A 16,506-nucleotide genomic window follows, 5' to 3' on the forward strand; every position below is an offset into this window, starting at 1 on the left:
TTGCTTTATGGTATGATAAAACAAAGTAGATAAAGGATGAAGTTATAATGGGAAAATATACCGATATAAAGCGGAAACATTACCGCTTTCCAGTTTACGATGACAATGAAGATGTTAAAATTCAAAAAGAAAAACGCAATCTTTTTGCCAAAGATCGTAGTTGGCTTTTAACTGATGAAACAGAACATAATGGAACTTCTTTTTACACGCCACCGAAAAAAAGTGTACTAAAAAGTGATCAATTAAAGGAAGAACGGGCTTTGCGCCGCTCCCGGAAAGCAACTGCCGCCAAACAAGGCCATACCTTAGCCCAAGAAGAAGAACTAAAGAAGCATCGGGCCAATTTACCAGATTACAGTAAAAAAATTAAGCCCGAAACAGATTTAGCTGGCCGAACTTCTCTTTTTGGTAAAGAGTACAAAAGGTCAACATATAAAGTGAAAAATGACACTTCAACACCAGAAAAGAGTACGGTGAAACGCTATAGTGGTGGGCGCTCTTATTTTGTACCTAAATATATCCCTGCTTCTTTAATTTCAGATGAAAAAAAAGAAACAGTTAATGAAACAGAATTGTTGGCCTCTTTATCCAAAAATAAAGATCAATATTTATTGTTTGATCATGAACCAGCCGCGTTTCAAGAAAAAAGAGCCGATGACCCTACGGTAGAAAAGTTTTATCATGATGAAGACTTAAAAGCAGAGGAAGCCACCTCAAATTCAGAAGCAAAACATGGAAAAAAAGGTAAAGTGTTGGAACGTGATTTAAAAGGTCTCATTGAAGACGGTCAATCTGAAGGGCGTCGTTCTAGTTATTTTGAAGAATAAGAGGGTAGCAGTAAATGGAAACATATGATGTACAATTAGAAAAGTTGAAAAATGGTGAAATCAAAAAAATTGAAGTCAGCCGCGAAAATTTCTTTTTATTTCGCAATGCGTGGGTTAATCGAGCTGATAAAAAATATTTTGTTGGTGAAGCCCATCATAATGGTGATATCACCTATCATTATGATCCAACTGTTTTATAAGTAAGCAAAATTAGACTATATAACAATCAGTCCCAATAAAAACCTCTCTGAGATGATAAAATAATCATTTCAGAGAGGTTTTTGGGTAAATTTAATGTTATCGTAAACTGAGTAAGAGAACAAAAAAATAGCCCTTGGTGATAATTACACTAAAGGCTAAAACTGTTATTATATAATTAGTAACTTACAAAGAACTTCATCACTCATGTTAATCGAAATAAAATCATTTGAGCGTAAATGACCTTGAAATTGACCTTGAAGAAATAGCATTCCGTAAAAACTGTCAAAACAAACATTATCATAAGCGCTAATCTGACGACGTTTTAACAATCTGTAAAAAACTAAAAAAACGCGTAATGCAGAAGACGGGACTCGAACCCGCACGAGCTTACGCTCACAAGACCCTCAATCTTGCTTGTCTGCCAATTCCAACACTTCTGCAAGACAACAACTTATGATACCTTAGAAAAAAATCCTTTGTCAAGATGAAGACAAGAAATGTGAGGAGACAATGAAAAAATCAGATGGTACTTATCTTTTCCCAACTATTTTATTAGGACTTCTTATTGGTTTAATTTGTGACAACGTGTTAGCTGGTATTTTCTTAGGGATAGTAGCGAGTATTTTCATTGATATCGTCATTAATTTTTATCGGCAAAAAAATTAAAAGTTTTACGAAAAAATCATAGGAAAGATTGCTTTTTAAAGGATAAAAAAGTAAAGTAATTACAACAATCCATTAAAAAAGGGGCGATGTTATGAAACACTTTGAGAAATCAAATAAATTAGAAGGTGTTAGCTATGATGTGCGTGGGCCGGTGTTAGAAGAAGCCGAACGTATGCAAGAAGAAGGAGTTAGCATTTTAAAATTAAACACTGGCAATCCCGCACCCTTTGGCTTTGAAGCCCCCGATGAAATCGTCAGAGACTTAATTATGAACGTTCGTTCTTCAGAGGGCTATTCTGATTCCAAAGGTATCTTTTCGGCTCGAAAAGCAATCGAGCAGTACTGTCAGTTAAAAGGCTTTCCCAATGTAACGATTAATGATATTTATACTGGTAATGGTGTTAGTGAATTGATTACTATGTGTATGCAAGGTTTATGTAACGACGGGGATGAAGTCTTGGTTCCTTCACCAGACTATCCATTGTGGACTGCCTCTGTTTCTTTAGCTGGTGGCAAACCGGTTCATTATATTTGTGATGAAGAAAGTGAATGGTATCCTGATTTAACTGATATGCGAGCTAAAATTACGAGCAAAACAAAAGCCATTGTCGTAATTAATCCGAATAATCCGACCGGCGCACTTTATCCTAAGGAAATATTAGAAGGAATCGTTGAATTAGCGCGGGAGTTTGATTTAATTATTTTTTCTGATGAAATTTATGACCGTTTGGTGATGGATGGCTTAACCCATATTCCGATTGCGACATTAGCACCTGATCGCTTTGTTGTCACATTAAATGGGCTGTCAAAATCGCATCGTGTAGCGGGGTTTCGGGTCGGCTGGATGGTATTGAGCGGTGATAAAAAAGGCGTTAAAGACTACATCGAAGGGTTAAATATGTTATCTTCGATGCGTTTGTGTTCAAATGTATTATCCCAACAAATTATTCAAACAGCTTTAGGTGGTTACCAAAGCAGTGATGAACTTTTATTACCTGGTGGTCGAATTTATGAACAACGAGAATATATTTACAATGCGTTAAATGATATTCCTGGACTTTCCGCTGTAAAACCGAAAGCTGCTTTTTATATTTTCCCTAAAATTGATAGCAAGCGGTTTAATATCACCAATGATGAACAATTCGTTTTAGACTTTTTACATGAGCATAAAATATTACTCGTTCATGGTGGTGGATTTAACTGGCAAAAACCAGATCATTTCCGTATTGTTTATTTACCGAAAATGGATGATTTAAAATTTACGGCTGAAAAATTACGAGAATTTTTGGCCACTTATCAACAAAAATAAAATCTGTGGTAATTTAATAGAGAAGGAGGTGTGACAAGAATTTTATCGCACTTTCTTCTCTATTTTTTAGCTATCTTTTAATAATTGGATTTTAGTAAAGCAATTTCAGCCTAACTTTTCGAACTAAAAGTTAGGCTGAAATTGCGGATTATGTAGGGAAAAAAGAAAGAATTCTTTTATAGAAGCTAGTGAAGTGAAAGTGTTAAGTATGTAGTAATAGGGGTACTTTTTAAAACCATTTTAAAGCCATTCACAGACTTTTTTACTGATGATAATTCGTTTTGCGTATTTTGTAATTAACTCTTTATTAGGATTTGTCACATTGATCAGAAATGAATTTCGATATTCTTTTTCAACCCAGCCGTAAAACTGTTCATTTTGCCATTTAAAAATTATATTTGAAGCTTGTTCCATCTCAATTTCCTCCTGATTTTTTTCAATTATTGAGAAAAAGTTGTTCTTTTTCGGTAATACCTTTTGAGGTATTATGTGATAAAATTAACAAAAAGGGTAATGCTAATTCACATAATTGGAGGCATTAAAATGAAAAAGGAAACTGTTTCGTTTGGTCATGTGTTAAAACAAATTCGTAAAGAGCGCAAATTAACACAAAAAATGTTATCACAAAATATTTGCTCTCAAAGCGTTTTAAGTCGAATTGAAAATGATGAGGAGTTACCAAATGTCTTGGTAATGCAGAATCTGTGTGAACGTCTAGGCGTGACAATTGATCAGGTCATGACGTTACATTCTGAAGAAATTCAAAAGGTAAACCAATTACTCAATCAAATGGCATATCATTTTTTTCATAAAGAATACACGGAGCTCGCTGACTTATTAAAGCAGCCCGCTATCTTGGATCAGTTGTATTTAGACACAGATTTACAATTGTATTATTACTATTTAGGTAGCTGTGAATACTTTTTAGGGCGTGATCTAGAATTAGCACTTCAGCATTTAAAACAAGGGCTTTCCTATACCTTTCAAGCAGATAAACACTATATTTCTTCTAATGAAATCCAATTGATTTCTTGTATTGGTCGGGTTCAGACTGACTTAGGTCAAAAAAAAGAAGGCGAGGATAACCTTGCTTATAGTATGGAACTGTTTGAGACATTGCCAAAAGAGCGGATTGATTGTCGCCTAGCAAAAGTTTTTTATAATTTCAGCTTATTTTTATATCAAGAGAAGCGTTACGAAGAAGCTCTTGCGGTGGTGAAAAGCGGTGCTGAAATGGTCCGAAAACAAAAAAGTTATTATTATTTAGAAGAACTCTTTCAGCTTAAAGGTTTGATTTACAAAGCACTAGGAAAAAAAGAGCATGGTGAGAAATATTTTAAAATATCAAACTCTGTCCAACGTATTACAAATCTCTAAAATGGTTTAGACCTTTCTTGACTTCTACGAAAAGAAGGAGTAATTTTAAGTTAGTAAATCAAAGGAGCGATTTAAATGCGAACATTTATTTATGCTGACAAATTTTTCTTAAACTCTGATACTAAACCTGCTGGCTATTTAGAAATTATTAACGGCAAATTTGGTAATTATTATACTGAATTACCAGAAAAAGATGCTAATGTAGTGGATCATAGTGGGCAATGGATTGCTCCAGGTCTTGTAGATACACATATTCATGGATATAAAAATCAAGACGTTATGGACAATAACGCTGAAGGTCTAAAAATTATGTCTGAAGGATTGTTGGAATGTGGGGTAACTTCTTATCTACCAACCACATTAACTTCAACTAAAGAATTATTAAAAGATGTTGCCAAAACAATTGGTGACACCTATCAAGAAATTAAAGGAGCTAAAATCCAAGGCATTTATTTTGAAGGACCTTTCTTTACCGAAGAACATAAAGGTGCTCAAAATCCTTCTTATTTTGGTGATCCAGATATTGACACTTTCCACGAATGGCAAGAAGCTTCTGGTGGCTTGATTAAAAAGATTGCTTTAGCACCAGAAAGAAAAGGGGTTAAAGAATTTGTTAATCAAGTAACCCAAGAAGGTGTTGTGGTAGCTTTAGGTCACAGTAATGCAACTTTAGAAGAAGCAACAGAAGCTGTAGAAGCTGGTGCTAGTGTGTTTGTACATGCTTATAACGGTATGCGCGGCTTAAACCATCGTGAACCAGGGATGGTCGGAGCACTACTTAGCTTACAACATGTATTTTCAGAATTAATTTGTGATGGACACCATGTTCATCCGCAAGCGGCAGAAATTTTAATGGAAAAAGCAGGTCATGATCATGTTGCTTTAATTACTGACTGTATGATGGCCGGTGGGATGCCTGATGGTGATTATGTATTAGGTGAATTTCCAGTGGTTGTAAAAGATGGTACTGCTCGCATGAAAGAAGGCAATTTAGCTGGTAGTATTTTAAAACTAAAAGAAGCAATTAAAAACGTTGTGGACTGGGAAATTGCCACCCCTGAAGAAGCAATCATGATGGCGACTTGGGTTCCAGCTGTCAGCTGTAAAATTGATGATAAATGTGGCTTAATTCGAAATGGTCGCGATGCTGACTTTATCGTCTTAAATCCTGATATGACCTTAGCGGCTACTTATTTAGATGGTGAAAAACGCTACGAAGCATAAAATTTTATTTATAAATTTTGACGACAGACAAATTAGTCTGTCGTTTTTTTTGATAGAAAATAATCTGATTTTCATAGATTATACCTTTATATAGCGGTATGTTTGTTTAGCTTTTCTTATTGTCTAGCACACAAACGAACTCTTGTCGGCATTAAGTCGAAATGCCAAGAAATTTGAGGAACAATTTCATACCATTTTTCCTTAATGCTAAAGAGTTAAACGCGTTTGTTTAGCTTTTCTTGTTGTCTAGCACACAAACGAACTCTCTACGGTAATAAGCTGAAATTTAAAGAAATTTGGAAGGCAATTTATTAAAATTCATCTTATTGCTTGAGAGCTGGGCGAGTTCATTTTGCTTTTCTTTTGATCTAGCACAGGCAACAACTCTTCGGGAAAAATTCAAAAATTAGTTTCTGGTAAAGAGCACCAGAAGACGAATTTCTGAGATTTTTCCAAAGAGCTACCCGCTGCCTTTAGCTTTTCTTATTGCTCGTGCGTTATTTTTCGAAAAAAGAGTTTTTTGGCGGTAGAATTTTTGTTAAAAAAATATCTTATGTTAAACTTAATTTAACGAGAATTTATTTAAGGGAGCTAATTTTTATGAGTTATATTGAAGTATTTAATGAGGTGAAAAAGTATCAAATGGGAGATACTGAAATCATTGCCAATGACAAGATTACCTTCAGTGTTGAAAAAGGAGAGGTTGCTGTTATTTTAGGACCCAGTGGCGCGGGAAAATCGACAGTTTTAAACATTTTAGGTGGTATGGATACGTGCGATAGTGGCCAAGTGACAGTGGATGGGGTAGATATCGCTCGTTTTAATAACAAACAATTAACCGGTTACCGGCGCAATGATGTCGGCTTTGTCTTTCAATTTTATAACTTAGTTCCTAATTTAACGGCAAAAGAAAATGTTGAGTTGGCTGCTCAAATTGTACCAGATGCCATGGATGCTGAAGAAGTGTTGTTACAGGTTGGTCTAGGAAAACGAATGAACAATTTTCCCTCCCAATTATCAGGTGGTGAACAACAACGGGTAACAATTGCCCGTGCATTGGCAAAAAAACCTAAAATTTTACTTTGTGATGAGCCAACGGGAGCATTGGATTATGAAACGGGAAAACAGATTTTAGAAATTTTAAAAGAGACTGCGACAAAATTTGGTACAACTGTCATTATTATTACCCATAATTCCGCGATTGCGCCAATGGCTGACCGAGTAATTAAAATAAACGATGCCAAGGTTAGAAGCATCACTTTAAATGAAAATCCACTTGCTGTTGAAGAGATTGCGTGGTGATGAAGCAGTGAAAAAGGCATTATTAAAAACCAGTATTCGTGAAATTCGTAATTCTCCGGCCCGCTTTTTATCGATTTTAGGCATTATCTTTTTGGGAACCGCTTTTTTTGTCGGTATTGGGGCAACTGGACCGGATATGGTTACTTCTGGTGATGACTACTATGATCGCCAACACCTAGCTGACGCGACAATTGTTTCAACATTAGGTTTATCAAACACTGATTTAGCATTAATAAATGAAGATAATCAAGTTGCACAAGCACAAGCAGAGTACTTACTTGACTTAAATTTGAGTGATAAAAATCAAGTATTGCGCTTTTTTGGTTATAATAGTGACCAAAAATTAAATCATTATCATATAGTAAAAGGTCGTCTACCCAAAAAAAGTGGGGAAATTGCCCTCGATAGTTTAGCTGACTACAACAAAGATTATCGCATTGGTGATAAATTCACAATAGCAGTTGATGATGATAAAAAGCAACAGCTAAAAAAACGCGAGTTTAAAGTAGTCGGCTTTGTGAACAGCCCAGAATATATTGAAAATATTAAAAGGGGCAATACAAATGTTGGCAGCGGGACCATTGATTATTTTGCTGTTATTAATGAAGCTGATTTAAATTTGTCTGCCTATAGCCGTATTTTAGTGCAATTTAAAGATACTAAAGGGCAGACTGCTTATTCTGATGCGTATGAAAAGTCAACAGACAAAGGAATGAAAAGTTTACGGGCAAAACTAGCAAATCGTCCGCAGTTGCGATTACAAGAAGTAAAAGAAAAAGCACAAACACAGCTAAAAAAAGTTCAAAATGAAATCGCAAGTGGTGAAAAAAGTTTAGACGACGGTGAAGCAAAGTTAGAAAAAGCGCAAGCTGAAATTAAAGCAGCCAAGGCTAAATTAGCAGCTCAAAAAGAAGCGAGCCAAACAGAAGCAAAAACAAAACAAACAGCTTTAACACAACAAGAAGAAGAGTTAAAACAAGCGGAAATCACCTACAATGAACAAGTAGAAAAATTAACAAACGAACAAGCAGAAGTGGCAGATCAACGAAAAGCTGCTATGGCACCTACTAATAGCCAAACGAAAGAAAAAATTCAGCAAACAGAAGAAAAAATTGCCAGTGGAAATAATTTACAAAAGCAATTTGAAGCATTAATGGTTGATGAAGAAGAGCTTGGGGGACTTATCGACGAACAAAAAAATACGTTGATACAGTTAGCCGAAAAAGTCGGCGATGACGCGCTTATTAATACTGTGAAAAACTGGGATGAAGAAAATACTACCAGTGAAGAAGTGGCTGTAGCTGTAAAAGATTTGACTCATGAATTGAGTGATTTAAAGACGCAATTAGAGCAATTAAAACAAAGTGAGGCCGCGACAAATCTTGATCTAAGTGAAATTGAAGCAAAAGAGCGCACTTTACAAACAACAGCGACACAACTAGCCCAAACAAAAGAAACTCTTGATCAAAAGGCTACTGAATTACAAACAGCTAAAGAGGAATTAACCAAAGCGAGTGAAAAAGCGGCAACGGCATTAAAAGAAGCAGAAGCAAAGATTAATGCTAGTGAAGAAGAATATAAAACACAGTTGGCTGCATTCCAAGAGCAGACTAGTGCAAATATGCCGAAACTTTTAGATGCGGAATTACAATTGAAAAATGAACAAAAGCGTTTAGCAGCGTTAAAACCAGCAGAATATATTTTTAGTAATCGTGATGATAATCCAGGTTATACCGAATATAAGCAAAATGCTGATCGTATTACGTCACTAGCCACTGTTTTTCCACTGATTTTTTATTTAATTGCAGCTTTAGTTAGTCTAACGACTATGACGCGAATGGTTGAGGAAAAAAGAGGAGAAATTGGTACTTTTAAAGCACTAGGATATCGTAACCATGAAATTGCGCTAAAATTCTTTATTTATGCTTTATTGGCGGGAATTATTGGTTCGCTATTAGGATTAGTGGTTGGTTTTAAACTATTTCCTAGTATTATCATTAAAGCCTATGGACAACTTTACAATTTACCTTCATTTGTGACGCCGTGGTATTTAAATTACACAATCATTGGAATTGTGGTCGGCTTAATTTGTACGGTAGGTGTGGCGATGTTGACGGTGCGCTTTGATTTAATTGCACCACCAGCGACATTACTGCGCCCTAAAGCACCTAAGGCTGGGAAGCGGGTATGGTTAGAAAATATTAAACCGCTTTGGCGGCGGCTTAATTTTAATCAAAAGGTAACTTTGCGTAATTTATTCCGTTATAAATTGCGAATGTTAATGACAGTAGTGGGAATTGCAGGTTGTACAGCGATGATTGTAACCGGTTTTGGTTTGCGGGATTCGATTACAGATATTATCCCTTTACAATTTGAAAAGTTATGGCACTATCAAGCGGTCGTTTCTTTTAGTGACGAAGATCAAAATGCGCAAGCACGTTATGAAAAAGAAGTAAAACAGTTAAATCGATACAAAGCTAATATGCCAATTGCAACGGAAACATTAACACTTTCCGGTCACGGCAAAACACCACAAGATGTTAGCGTCTATGTGCCAAAAGATCCTAAAGATTTGGCTGAATTTGTTTTATTAAATAATCGCCAAAGTAAACGAGAATATTCTTTGCAAAATAATGGTGCGGTTATTAATGAAAAATTAGCCCAGCTTTTTGATGTGAAAATTGGCGATACAATTAATTTAAAAGATAATGACAAACAAACTTATCCAGTCAAAGTTACCGGCATCGCAGAAAATTATACTGGTCATTTTGCTTACTTGACACCTGATTATTATGAACAAGTTTTCCAAAAAGCACCAAGTTATAATGCAGCTTTTTTACTCTTTAAAAAAGATTTGAGTAGTAGTCAGGAAAAAGATGTCGCAGAAAAATTGATGGAAAATACTGGGATTGTCAATGTCAGCTTTTTATCTGATTCTTTAAATGCCTTAGATGATACCACGCAAGCTTTGACAATTGTCGTGTGGGTCTTGATTATCTCTGCTGGTTTATTAGCCTTTATTGTGTTGTATAATTTAAACAACATCAATATCTCAGAACGTATTCGTGAATTATCTACCATTAAAGTTTTAGGTTTTTATGATAATGAATTAACAATGTATATTTATCGCGAAAATATTATTTTAACGATCCTAGGAATTTTAGCTGGTCTTTTATTAGGTAAAATTGAACACGATTTTGTATTAAAAACAGTCGAATTGGATATGGTGATGTTTTCGCCTACGATTCAACCGTTGAGTTATTTGTATGCAAGTCTCATTACAATTTTCTTTTCGATTATTGTGGGCATTTTTGTTTATTTTAAACTAAAAAATGTCGATATGATTGAAGCGTTAAAGTCAAATGAATAATGGGTAAGGTCAAACCACTAGTGTAATTGAAAAATAAAAGACTAGTGGTTTGATTTTTTTGTTCTATTTGTATCCGTTTTCGTTTTGTCTTCAGAAGGGGTTTTGTTACAATTAAAGTAACGATAAAACAAAGGAGGTTTAAGATGTCACTAGTAGAAGCGGGGATGATTACACTTGTGTCCATGGTGTTTGTCTTTTTTATCTTGGCAGCGCTATGGGGAGCGTTACTGCTATTTAAAAAAATTTTTAAGGAGATGAAAGATGACTGAGATTATTCAAAACATGTTAGAAACATCTGGTTTTGCCGGTATGACAGGTAAACATTTCATTATGATTATAATTGCGATTATCTTTTTGTATTTAGCCATTTTTAAAGAATATGAACCGTATTTATTGTTGCCGATTTCTTTTGGTATTTTGTTAGTAAATTTACCTTTAACTGGTATTTTTGCCAGTCCGACTGCGACAGAACCAGGTGGTCTTTTATACTACCTCTATCAAGGAACTAATTTGGGAATTTATCCACCGTTAATCTTTTTATGTTTAGGTGCCTCAACGGATTTTGGCCCTTTAATTGCAAATCCTAAAACGTTACTTTTAGGCGCAGCCGCTCAATTTGGCATTTTCGCCGCTTTTTTCGGTGCAATTCTTTTAGGCATGACCGGTCCAGAAGCAGCGGCAACTGGAATTATCGGCGGGGCAGATGGTCCGACTGCCATTTATCTAACTACTAGATTGGCACCACATTTGTTATCAGTAATTGCGATTGCTGCGTATTCCTATATGGCGCTAGTGCCTCTTATTCAACCGCCGATTATTAATGCATTAACTACGGAAAAAGAGCGTAAAATTAAAATGCAGATGCAGCGAACAGTCACCAAAAAAGAACGTATTGTTTTTCCTATTTTTACGACGATTTTTGTTGCATTAGTAGTACCAGCGGCGACCACTTTAATTGGTTGTTTAATGTTAGGTAATTTGATTCGTGAATCACAAGTGGTACCAAAATTAACAGAAACGTTGCAAAATGCAATGATGTATATTATTACCATTTTACTGGGACTGACAGTTGGAGCAAAAGCAGAAGCTGATATTTTTTTATCGGTGGAAACAATAAAAATTATTGTTTTAGGTTTATTTGCTTTTGCGATCGGCACAGCAGCTGGGGTTTTATTTGGGAAGTTAATGTGTAAATTAACTAAAGGACAAGTAAATCCGATGATTGGTGCGGCTGGGGTATCAGCTGTACCGATGGCAGCCCGAGTTGTTCACAAAGAAGGGTTAAAAAATGATCCAACAAACTATTTGCTCATGCATGCGATGGGACCAAATGTAGCTGGAATCATTGGTTCTGCTGTTGCAGCGGGGACGTTACTAGCCTATTTTGGTTAATAAAAAAGGAGGTGACCATTAATGGCCATCTCCTTTTTTATCTTTCCGTTTAATTTCAGCTTGGACTTCTGCTAGCATAAAATGCAGTTTTTCTTCTTTTTGTTTTAGTTCAACGAGGTCTTCAGCGATTTCTTTTTCTTTTTCATTCGTGGGAGGTCGTAGGATAAAGTTAATGGCAAGGGCAATAAAAGTCCCAATAAAAGTATCCAAGACCCGATCGATGGCAAAATAAACAGATTGACTTTCCGTCACACTTAACGTGATTAAGAGCATCGTGGCAATAGCTGAAATAATTCCTGAATTATTGTTGATGCCATCAGAAATAATGATTACTAATGCTACAAAAATCGGTAAAGCAATCAGTTCTACGAGGAAATCGTGGTGGAAATATTGCTTGATAAAAAAGTATAAAATCGCAGCGATACCACCAATCGAATTGCCTAAAACCCGCGATTTACCAAAAGATACAGTGGTCGTTAAGTCTTGGCGCAGTGCAAAAACTGCTGCTAATGCTGCAATCAACGGCTGTCCACGATTAATAAAATGAAAAAGGAAAATACAAATCATAACAGCTAATGCTGTCTTCATCGTTCGCATTCCGATCCGAAAACGTCCTAAGTGCATCTTTTTGCTCCTATTCTAATTTTTTCACCGTAGCAGGTATTTTTTACTCTCTATTAATATGATAACTAAAATCTTTTAATATTGCCAGTTCGCTGTCAAATCAGTAAACTAAAACTAAAGGAGGTACTTATGAAAATTGGATTACGTACGATTAAAACGGTATTAGCTGCTAGTCTGGCAATGTTTTTTGCGCAATCATTAAATTTACTATATGCACCAGCAGCAGGGATTATTGCGGTTTTAAGTGTCGGTAACACTAAAAAGGCTACTTTACTAACAGCTTTTTATCGCGTGGTATCTTTAATTATCGCCACAATCATTTCATTTTTTTGTTTCAATTTGTTAGGGTTTAATCCGTTTGCTTTTGGTGTTTTTTTATTACTTTTTATTCCGGTATCAGTTTATTTTAGGTTAGAAGATGGCATTGTTGTCAACTCTGTTTTAGTTACGCATTATTTATCCGAAAATTCTTTTGCGTGGCAACTAATTACTAATGAATTTTTACTCATGAGTTTAGGTGTTGGGTTAGCACTCCTTGCTAATTTGTATATGCCAGATATTGGCAAGACATTAAAAGAAGAACAGGCAATTGTTGAGGTGATGTTTAAAAAGTTGTTGGGACAACTAGCCAATGGGCTAAACACTCCAAGTGCTGCGAGTAAGGCTCGTCAAACCTGTGCTGTCTTAGGTGATTATTTAGCACAAGCTCAAGTTAAAGCAAAACGTCATCAGCAAAATCGGTGGTTTCAAGAAGATTCTTCCTTTGCGACTTACTTTACCATGCGCCGTGGTCAAGTGTTGATTTTAAGAGATATGATTCAATTACTTGATCAAATTGAAGTAGAAGAAGAGTATTTAGCGGATATGCGCTATTTGTTACAAACGACAGCAAAAACATTTGGCTATGATAATGACGGACAAGAGCTATTGGCATTAATCAAAGCCATTAGTCAAAATTATGAAGCAAGCCCACTGCCTAAAAATCGCTCAGAGTTTGAAAATCGGGCCCGATTATTTCAATTTTTACAGTTATTTACTAGCTTTATTGAAACAAAAGCTGAATTTAGTCGCAAATTAGAAAACTAAAAAGCAGTGAAACATTCGCAATTTGTTTCACTGCTTATGGTGACTTATTTTTAAATCAAGTTGGTAATTAAGCGTTTAAGCCCAATCCTTTTGCATTTGGTCCAAAATACGAATGACATCGTGGGTTAAAAAGAGCGACTTATTGGGTTGGCCTTCAATTGTAGCTGTGAAATTATCAATTTCATATTGAAAAGCAGCTTCACTTGCTCCGCTAATGATGGTCTCTTTGCTGCCATCAGTATAAGTTAAGGTTGCTTTTGCTGCTCGTGGATAATCGGGAATTTCTAGATAGCCATTTTCAAAAGCGACAATGCCGACTTTGGGCATTTTAGCTTGAAAAGCTAGACTGACAGTTGCTAATTCATTTTCTTGTGTGCGCAAAATAGTAACAGATTGCTCATCAACACCAGTTTCAAAAGGAACCATGGTCGAAGCGATTACTTTTGGTGCACTGGATAAAAAATAACGGGCAAAAGAAACTGCATAGGTCCCAATATCCAATAAAGCACCGCCGGCTAAATCAGGATTAAAGAAACGATTCTTAGGATCAGGCTCTTTATAGCTACCAAAAGGCGCTTGAATCATTTTTAATTTACCTAGTTTATTTTGATCAATTAAGCGGGTCAGCTCATCGTATAATGGCATATTAAAAATCGTCATAGCTTCTTGCAAGATTAAATTTTTTTCTGTCGCGATTTTCATGACATCTTCTAGCTCGGCTAAATTCATGGTGATGGCCTTTTCACATAAAACGTGTTTGTCAGCTAATAACGCTTTTTTAATATAGTTGTAATGGGCAGCATTAGGTACAGCGACATAAACAATATCTATATCACTTGTTAGCATCTCTTCATAAGTGCCATAACTAGCAGGAATTTCATAACGTTGGGCGAATTCAGCTGCTTTTTTTGAGGTACGTGAAGCAACAGCTGCTAAGCTACTTTGTTTTCCGTTAAAATTTGATGCAAATTCGTGGGCAATACCACCGGTTCCGGCAATACCCCATTTATAATTTTTCAATACTATCAGCTCCTTTAAATTTAGTTTAGCAATCTTTTAAAAAATAAGAAAGTTATGGGGATAAAACTATTATATCCAAAAAAATAAAGTAAAATAGACAAGAGGAGGATCTATTATGCACGAAGTTTATATTGCAATTTTACTACAAACAATTAAGGAACAATATACGTCTGAGACAACATTTTATCAAAATGTTTTAAATAGTGATGAAATCACTTGGGAAAAATGGAAAAGTGGTAATGGCACTTTGTTACCCGAACAAAATCAAAAAATTAAGAACTTATTTAGTGATTATGAGTGGATGCTGATGCAAAAAGTGTTGCGGCAAACGATTATCTTCCCAGAAAAAAGGACACAAGCTGTGAGTGAATATAGACGCTTAAAAACCAAAATTGCCCAAACATGGTTGCAAAAACACTTAGCCGATGTCGAAGTCATTCAACATACTGAAGACAATCGTAATCAGCAGTTACTTGATTTGCGTGTCTTTATTACGTATGATGAGTGGGGTTTTGATGATATTTTAAGTTTTCGTCTCCCGGCAAAAATTCAGCAACAACTACAGCAAGAAAAAGTTGGTCTGTTAGCGTGGGTAAGTGAAAACTTAGAAGAAACCTACAACCAATAGTTATTCAATAGTTATTAAAGGAGCGTTTTAGATTTTTGAATAAAATAATCGGAGCAGCTACGATTTTGATGGTAGCTGTGGCTGCTTTCTTTATATTTTTTGATGATTATCCAAAAAATAATTCCGGTTCAACTGCATCATCCACAGCGACTACGCTGACGTCAAGCACAGCAAGTACACAAGCAGTTTCCGACTCTTCAAGTGATATGCGACCAAAGGATTTACCCCAAATAAAAAGTAATGATTGGCGCTTAGTACTGGTTAGTCCCGATCATAAAATAAAACAAGAAATATCAGAAGATCAACTTACCATCTTAGCTGATGGTCATATGGTAGATAAAAGAATCGCAACAAGTTATGAAGCGTTAAAAGCCGCTGCAAAAAAAGCAAATATTAATCTCCATTTGGTTTCCTCATATCGCTCGGTTGCTTATCAAAAACAAGTTTTTAATGAACGGGTTAGCCAATTAGAAAGTCAAGATCATTTAGGACAAGAAGCTGCAATTAAAAAAGCAAAATTAACTATGACAGAACCGGGTTATAGTGAGCATCATACTGGGTTAGCAGTTGATGTAGTCGATGAAAAGTGGCTCTCATCTAATCCGGATATGATTTTAGACGAAAGCTACAGTAAACAACCTGGTGCTCAGTGGTTACAAAAAAACGCCAGCCGCTTTGGCTTTATTGTGCGCTATCCTGCTGGAAAAGAAAACATTACAAAAATCACTTATGAACCTTGGCATTTGCGTTATGTAGGGGTAGAAAGCGCCCAGTATATTACTACGCATGATTTAACATTGGAAGAGTATTTGACCCAGTTAGAAAAGTGGGAGGGGTATGAGCATTAAAAGAAAATATCGTAAACGTAAAAAAGCCGGCTTCCCAGCAATTTTAGCTGGATTTTTACTTATTTTAGCGGCTTTTGTTTTTTCAATTCGGCAACTCAGTCAACCCGTTACTTCAACCCAAGTGGCACAAGTAACCGATGAAGATAAACTTCGTAAAAATTTTATTGAGCAATTGGCTCCTCATGCCAAAGAACTACAAAAAGGATATGGTGTTTTACCAAGTATTATATTGGGGCAGGCTGCACTAGAATCGAATTTTGGTCAAAGTCAATTGGCTAGTGAATATAAAAATTTATTTGGAATTAAAGCTTATGGTGATGTACCTAAAGTGAAATTAGATACCCAAGAATTTGTAGATGAGCAATATATTACAATAAAAGGGGAATTTAAAGTTTATGATTCTTGGCAGGCTTCAATGGATGATCATACTATGCTTTTTGTTAATGGTGTGAATTGGGATCCAAAAAAATATGAAAAAGTATTGTTAGCCAATAATTATAAAGAAGCAGCTAAAGCGCTACAAGAGGCGGGATATGCGACAGATCCGCAATATGCTGATAAAATTATAACTATGATAGAGGAATATAATTTAATGCAATATGACGTATAATCTCTAGCATGAAAGGAGTGTT

General features: G+C 35.6%; 17 protein-coding genes and 1 tRNA gene. 14 read left to right on the forward strand and 4 right to left on the reverse strand.

What is annotated here, in order from left to right; translation table 11 throughout:
* The first annotated feature begins 47 nt into the window (after window positions 1-47).
* Window positions 48-827 carry a hypothetical protein gene (locus RU96_RS01560; RefSeq protein ID WP_071863795.1) on the forward strand — a complete coding sequence of 260 codons (780 nt, stop codon included), beginning with the start codon at window positions 48-50 and terminating at the stop codon, window positions 825-827.
* A 14-nt stretch (window positions 828-841) separates the two neighbouring features.
* Window positions 842-1,027 carry a hypothetical protein gene (locus RU96_RS01565; RefSeq protein WP_071863796.1) on the forward strand — a complete coding sequence of 62 codons (186 nt, stop codon included), beginning with the start codon at window positions 842-844 and terminating at the stop codon, window positions 1,025-1,027.
* 357 nt (window positions 1,028-1,384) lie between these two features.
* Here the strand turns inward: RU96_RS01565 and RU96_RS01570 are convergent.
* Window positions 1,385-1,468, reverse strand: a tRNA-Leu gene (locus RU96_RS01570).
* A gap of 70 nt (window positions 1,469-1,538) precedes the next feature.
* Here RU96_RS01570 and RU96_RS13000 point away from each other — a divergent pair.
* Together RU96_RS13000 and RU96_RS01575 are read left to right on the forward strand one after the other, a co-directional pair.
* Window positions 1,539-1,694: a hypothetical protein gene (locus RU96_RS13000; RefSeq protein WP_169818337.1), complete on the forward strand. Its 156-nt coding sequence runs from the start codon at window positions 1,539-1,541 to the stop codon at window positions 1,692-1,694.
* 91 nt (window positions 1,695-1,785) lie between these two features.
* Entirely contained in the window at window positions 1,786-3,003 is a 1,218-nt protein-coding gene (locus tag RU96_RS01575; RefSeq protein ID WP_071863797.1) for a pyridoxal phosphate-dependent aminotransferase, read from the forward strand.
* A 240-nt stretch (window positions 3,004-3,243) separates the two neighbouring features.
* Here the strand turns inward: RU96_RS01575 and RU96_RS01580 are convergent, their stop codons facing one another.
* Window positions 3,244-3,417 (reverse strand): DUF2187 domain-containing protein, encoded by a 174-nt coding sequence (locus tag RU96_RS01580; protein ID WP_071863798.1) that lies wholly within the window; start codon window positions 3,415-3,417, stop codon window positions 3,244-3,246.
* Window positions 3,418-3,546: 129 nt separating this feature from the next.
* Between RU96_RS01580 and RU96_RS01585 the strand changes: the two genes are divergently transcribed.
* The 6 genes from RU96_RS01585 to RU96_RS01610 all read left to right on the forward strand — a co-directional run bounded on the left by RU96_RS01585 (window position 3,547) and on the right by RU96_RS01610 (window position 11,668).
* Window positions 3,547-4,380: a helix-turn-helix domain-containing protein gene (locus RU96_RS01585; RefSeq protein WP_071863799.1), complete on the forward strand. Its 834-nt coding sequence runs from the start codon at window positions 3,547-3,549 to the stop codon at window positions 4,378-4,380.
* A 75-nt stretch (window positions 4,381-4,455) separates the two neighbouring features.
* Window positions 4,456-5,604 carry an N-acetylglucosamine-6-phosphate deacetylase gene (nagA, locus tag RU96_RS01590; protein ID WP_071863800.1) on the forward strand — a complete coding sequence of 383 codons (1,149 nt, stop codon included), beginning with the start codon at window positions 4,456-4,458 and terminating at the stop codon, window positions 5,602-5,604.
* A 600-nt stretch (window positions 5,605-6,204) separates the two neighbouring features.
* Window positions 6,205-6,906 (forward strand): ABC transporter ATP-binding protein, encoded by a 702-nt coding sequence (locus tag RU96_RS01595; RefSeq protein WP_071863801.1) that lies wholly within the window; start codon window positions 6,205-6,207, stop codon window positions 6,904-6,906.
* Window positions 6,869-10,276 carry an ABC transporter permease gene (locus RU96_RS01600; protein ID WP_071863802.1) on the forward strand — a complete coding sequence of 1,136 codons (3,408 nt, stop codon included), beginning with the start codon at window positions 6,869-6,871 and terminating at the stop codon, window positions 10,274-10,276. Before RU96_RS01595 ends, RU96_RS01600 begins: the two co-directional genes overlap by 38 nt.
* Before the next feature lie 143 nt (window positions 10,277-10,419).
* Window positions 10,420-10,545 (forward strand): OadG family transporter subunit, encoded by a 126-nt coding sequence (locus RU96_RS01605; RefSeq protein WP_071863803.1) that lies wholly within the window; start codon window positions 10,420-10,422, stop codon window positions 10,543-10,545.
* Window positions 10,538-11,668, forward strand: a complete 1,131-nt coding sequence (locus RU96_RS01610) for a sodium ion-translocating decarboxylase subunit beta (RefSeq protein ID WP_071863804.1) — start codon at window positions 10,538-10,540, stop codon at window positions 11,666-11,668. Before RU96_RS01605 ends, RU96_RS01610 begins: the two co-directional genes overlap by 8 nt.
* An 18-nt stretch (window positions 11,669-11,686) precedes the next feature.
* On the opposite strand, the gene RU96_RS01615 is transcribed toward RU96_RS01610, so the two are convergent.
* Window positions 11,687-12,292 carry an FUSC family protein gene (locus RU96_RS01615; RefSeq protein WP_071863805.1) on the reverse strand — a complete coding sequence of 202 codons (606 nt, stop codon included), beginning with the start codon at window positions 12,290-12,292 and terminating at the stop codon, window positions 11,687-11,689.
* 129 nt (window positions 12,293-12,421) lie between these two features.
* Between RU96_RS01615 and RU96_RS01620 the strand changes: the two genes are divergently transcribed.
* Window positions 12,422-13,378 (forward strand): aromatic acid exporter family protein, encoded by a 957-nt coding sequence (locus RU96_RS01620; RefSeq protein ID WP_071863806.1) that lies wholly within the window; start codon window positions 12,422-12,424, stop codon window positions 13,376-13,378.
* 75 nt (window positions 13,379-13,453) lie between these two features.
* On the opposite strand, the gene RU96_RS01625 is transcribed toward RU96_RS01620, so the two are convergent.
* Window positions 13,454-14,398, reverse strand: coding sequence for a Gfo/Idh/MocA family protein (locus tag RU96_RS01625; RefSeq protein ID WP_071863807.1), 945 nt, complete (start codon window positions 14,396-14,398; stop codon window positions 13,454-13,456).
* Window positions 14,399-14,513: 115 nt separating this feature from the next.
* Between RU96_RS01625 and RU96_RS01630 the strand changes: the two genes are divergently transcribed.
* Genes RU96_RS01630 through RU96_RS01640 form a run of 3 tightly spaced genes read left to right on the forward strand, consistent with a single transcriptional unit; the run spans window position 14,514 to window position 16,484 of the window.
* A complete protein-coding gene (locus RU96_RS01630) occupies window positions 14,514-15,026 on the forward strand; it encodes a hypothetical protein (RefSeq protein ID WP_071863808.1) in 513 nt (170 codons plus the stop codon).
* Between the two features lie 35 nt (window positions 15,027-15,061).
* Window positions 15,062-15,874: a M15 family metallopeptidase gene (locus tag RU96_RS01635; protein ID WP_071863809.1), complete on the forward strand. Its 813-nt coding sequence runs from the start codon at window positions 15,062-15,064 to the stop codon at window positions 15,872-15,874.
* Window positions 15,864-16,484 carry a glycoside hydrolase family 73 protein gene (locus RU96_RS01640; RefSeq protein WP_071863810.1) on the forward strand — a complete coding sequence of 207 codons (621 nt, stop codon included), beginning with the start codon at window positions 15,864-15,866 and terminating at the stop codon, window positions 16,482-16,484. The genes RU96_RS01635 and RU96_RS01640 overlap by 11 nt, the downstream gene beginning before the upstream one ends.
* The last annotated feature ends 22 nt before the right edge of the window (window positions 16,485-16,506 follow it).

It is taken from the genome of Enterococcus canintestini, assembly GCF_001885735.1.
Taxonomy (GTDB): Bacteria; Bacillota; Bacilli; order Lactobacillales; family Enterococcaceae; genus Enterococcus_C; species Enterococcus_C canintestini.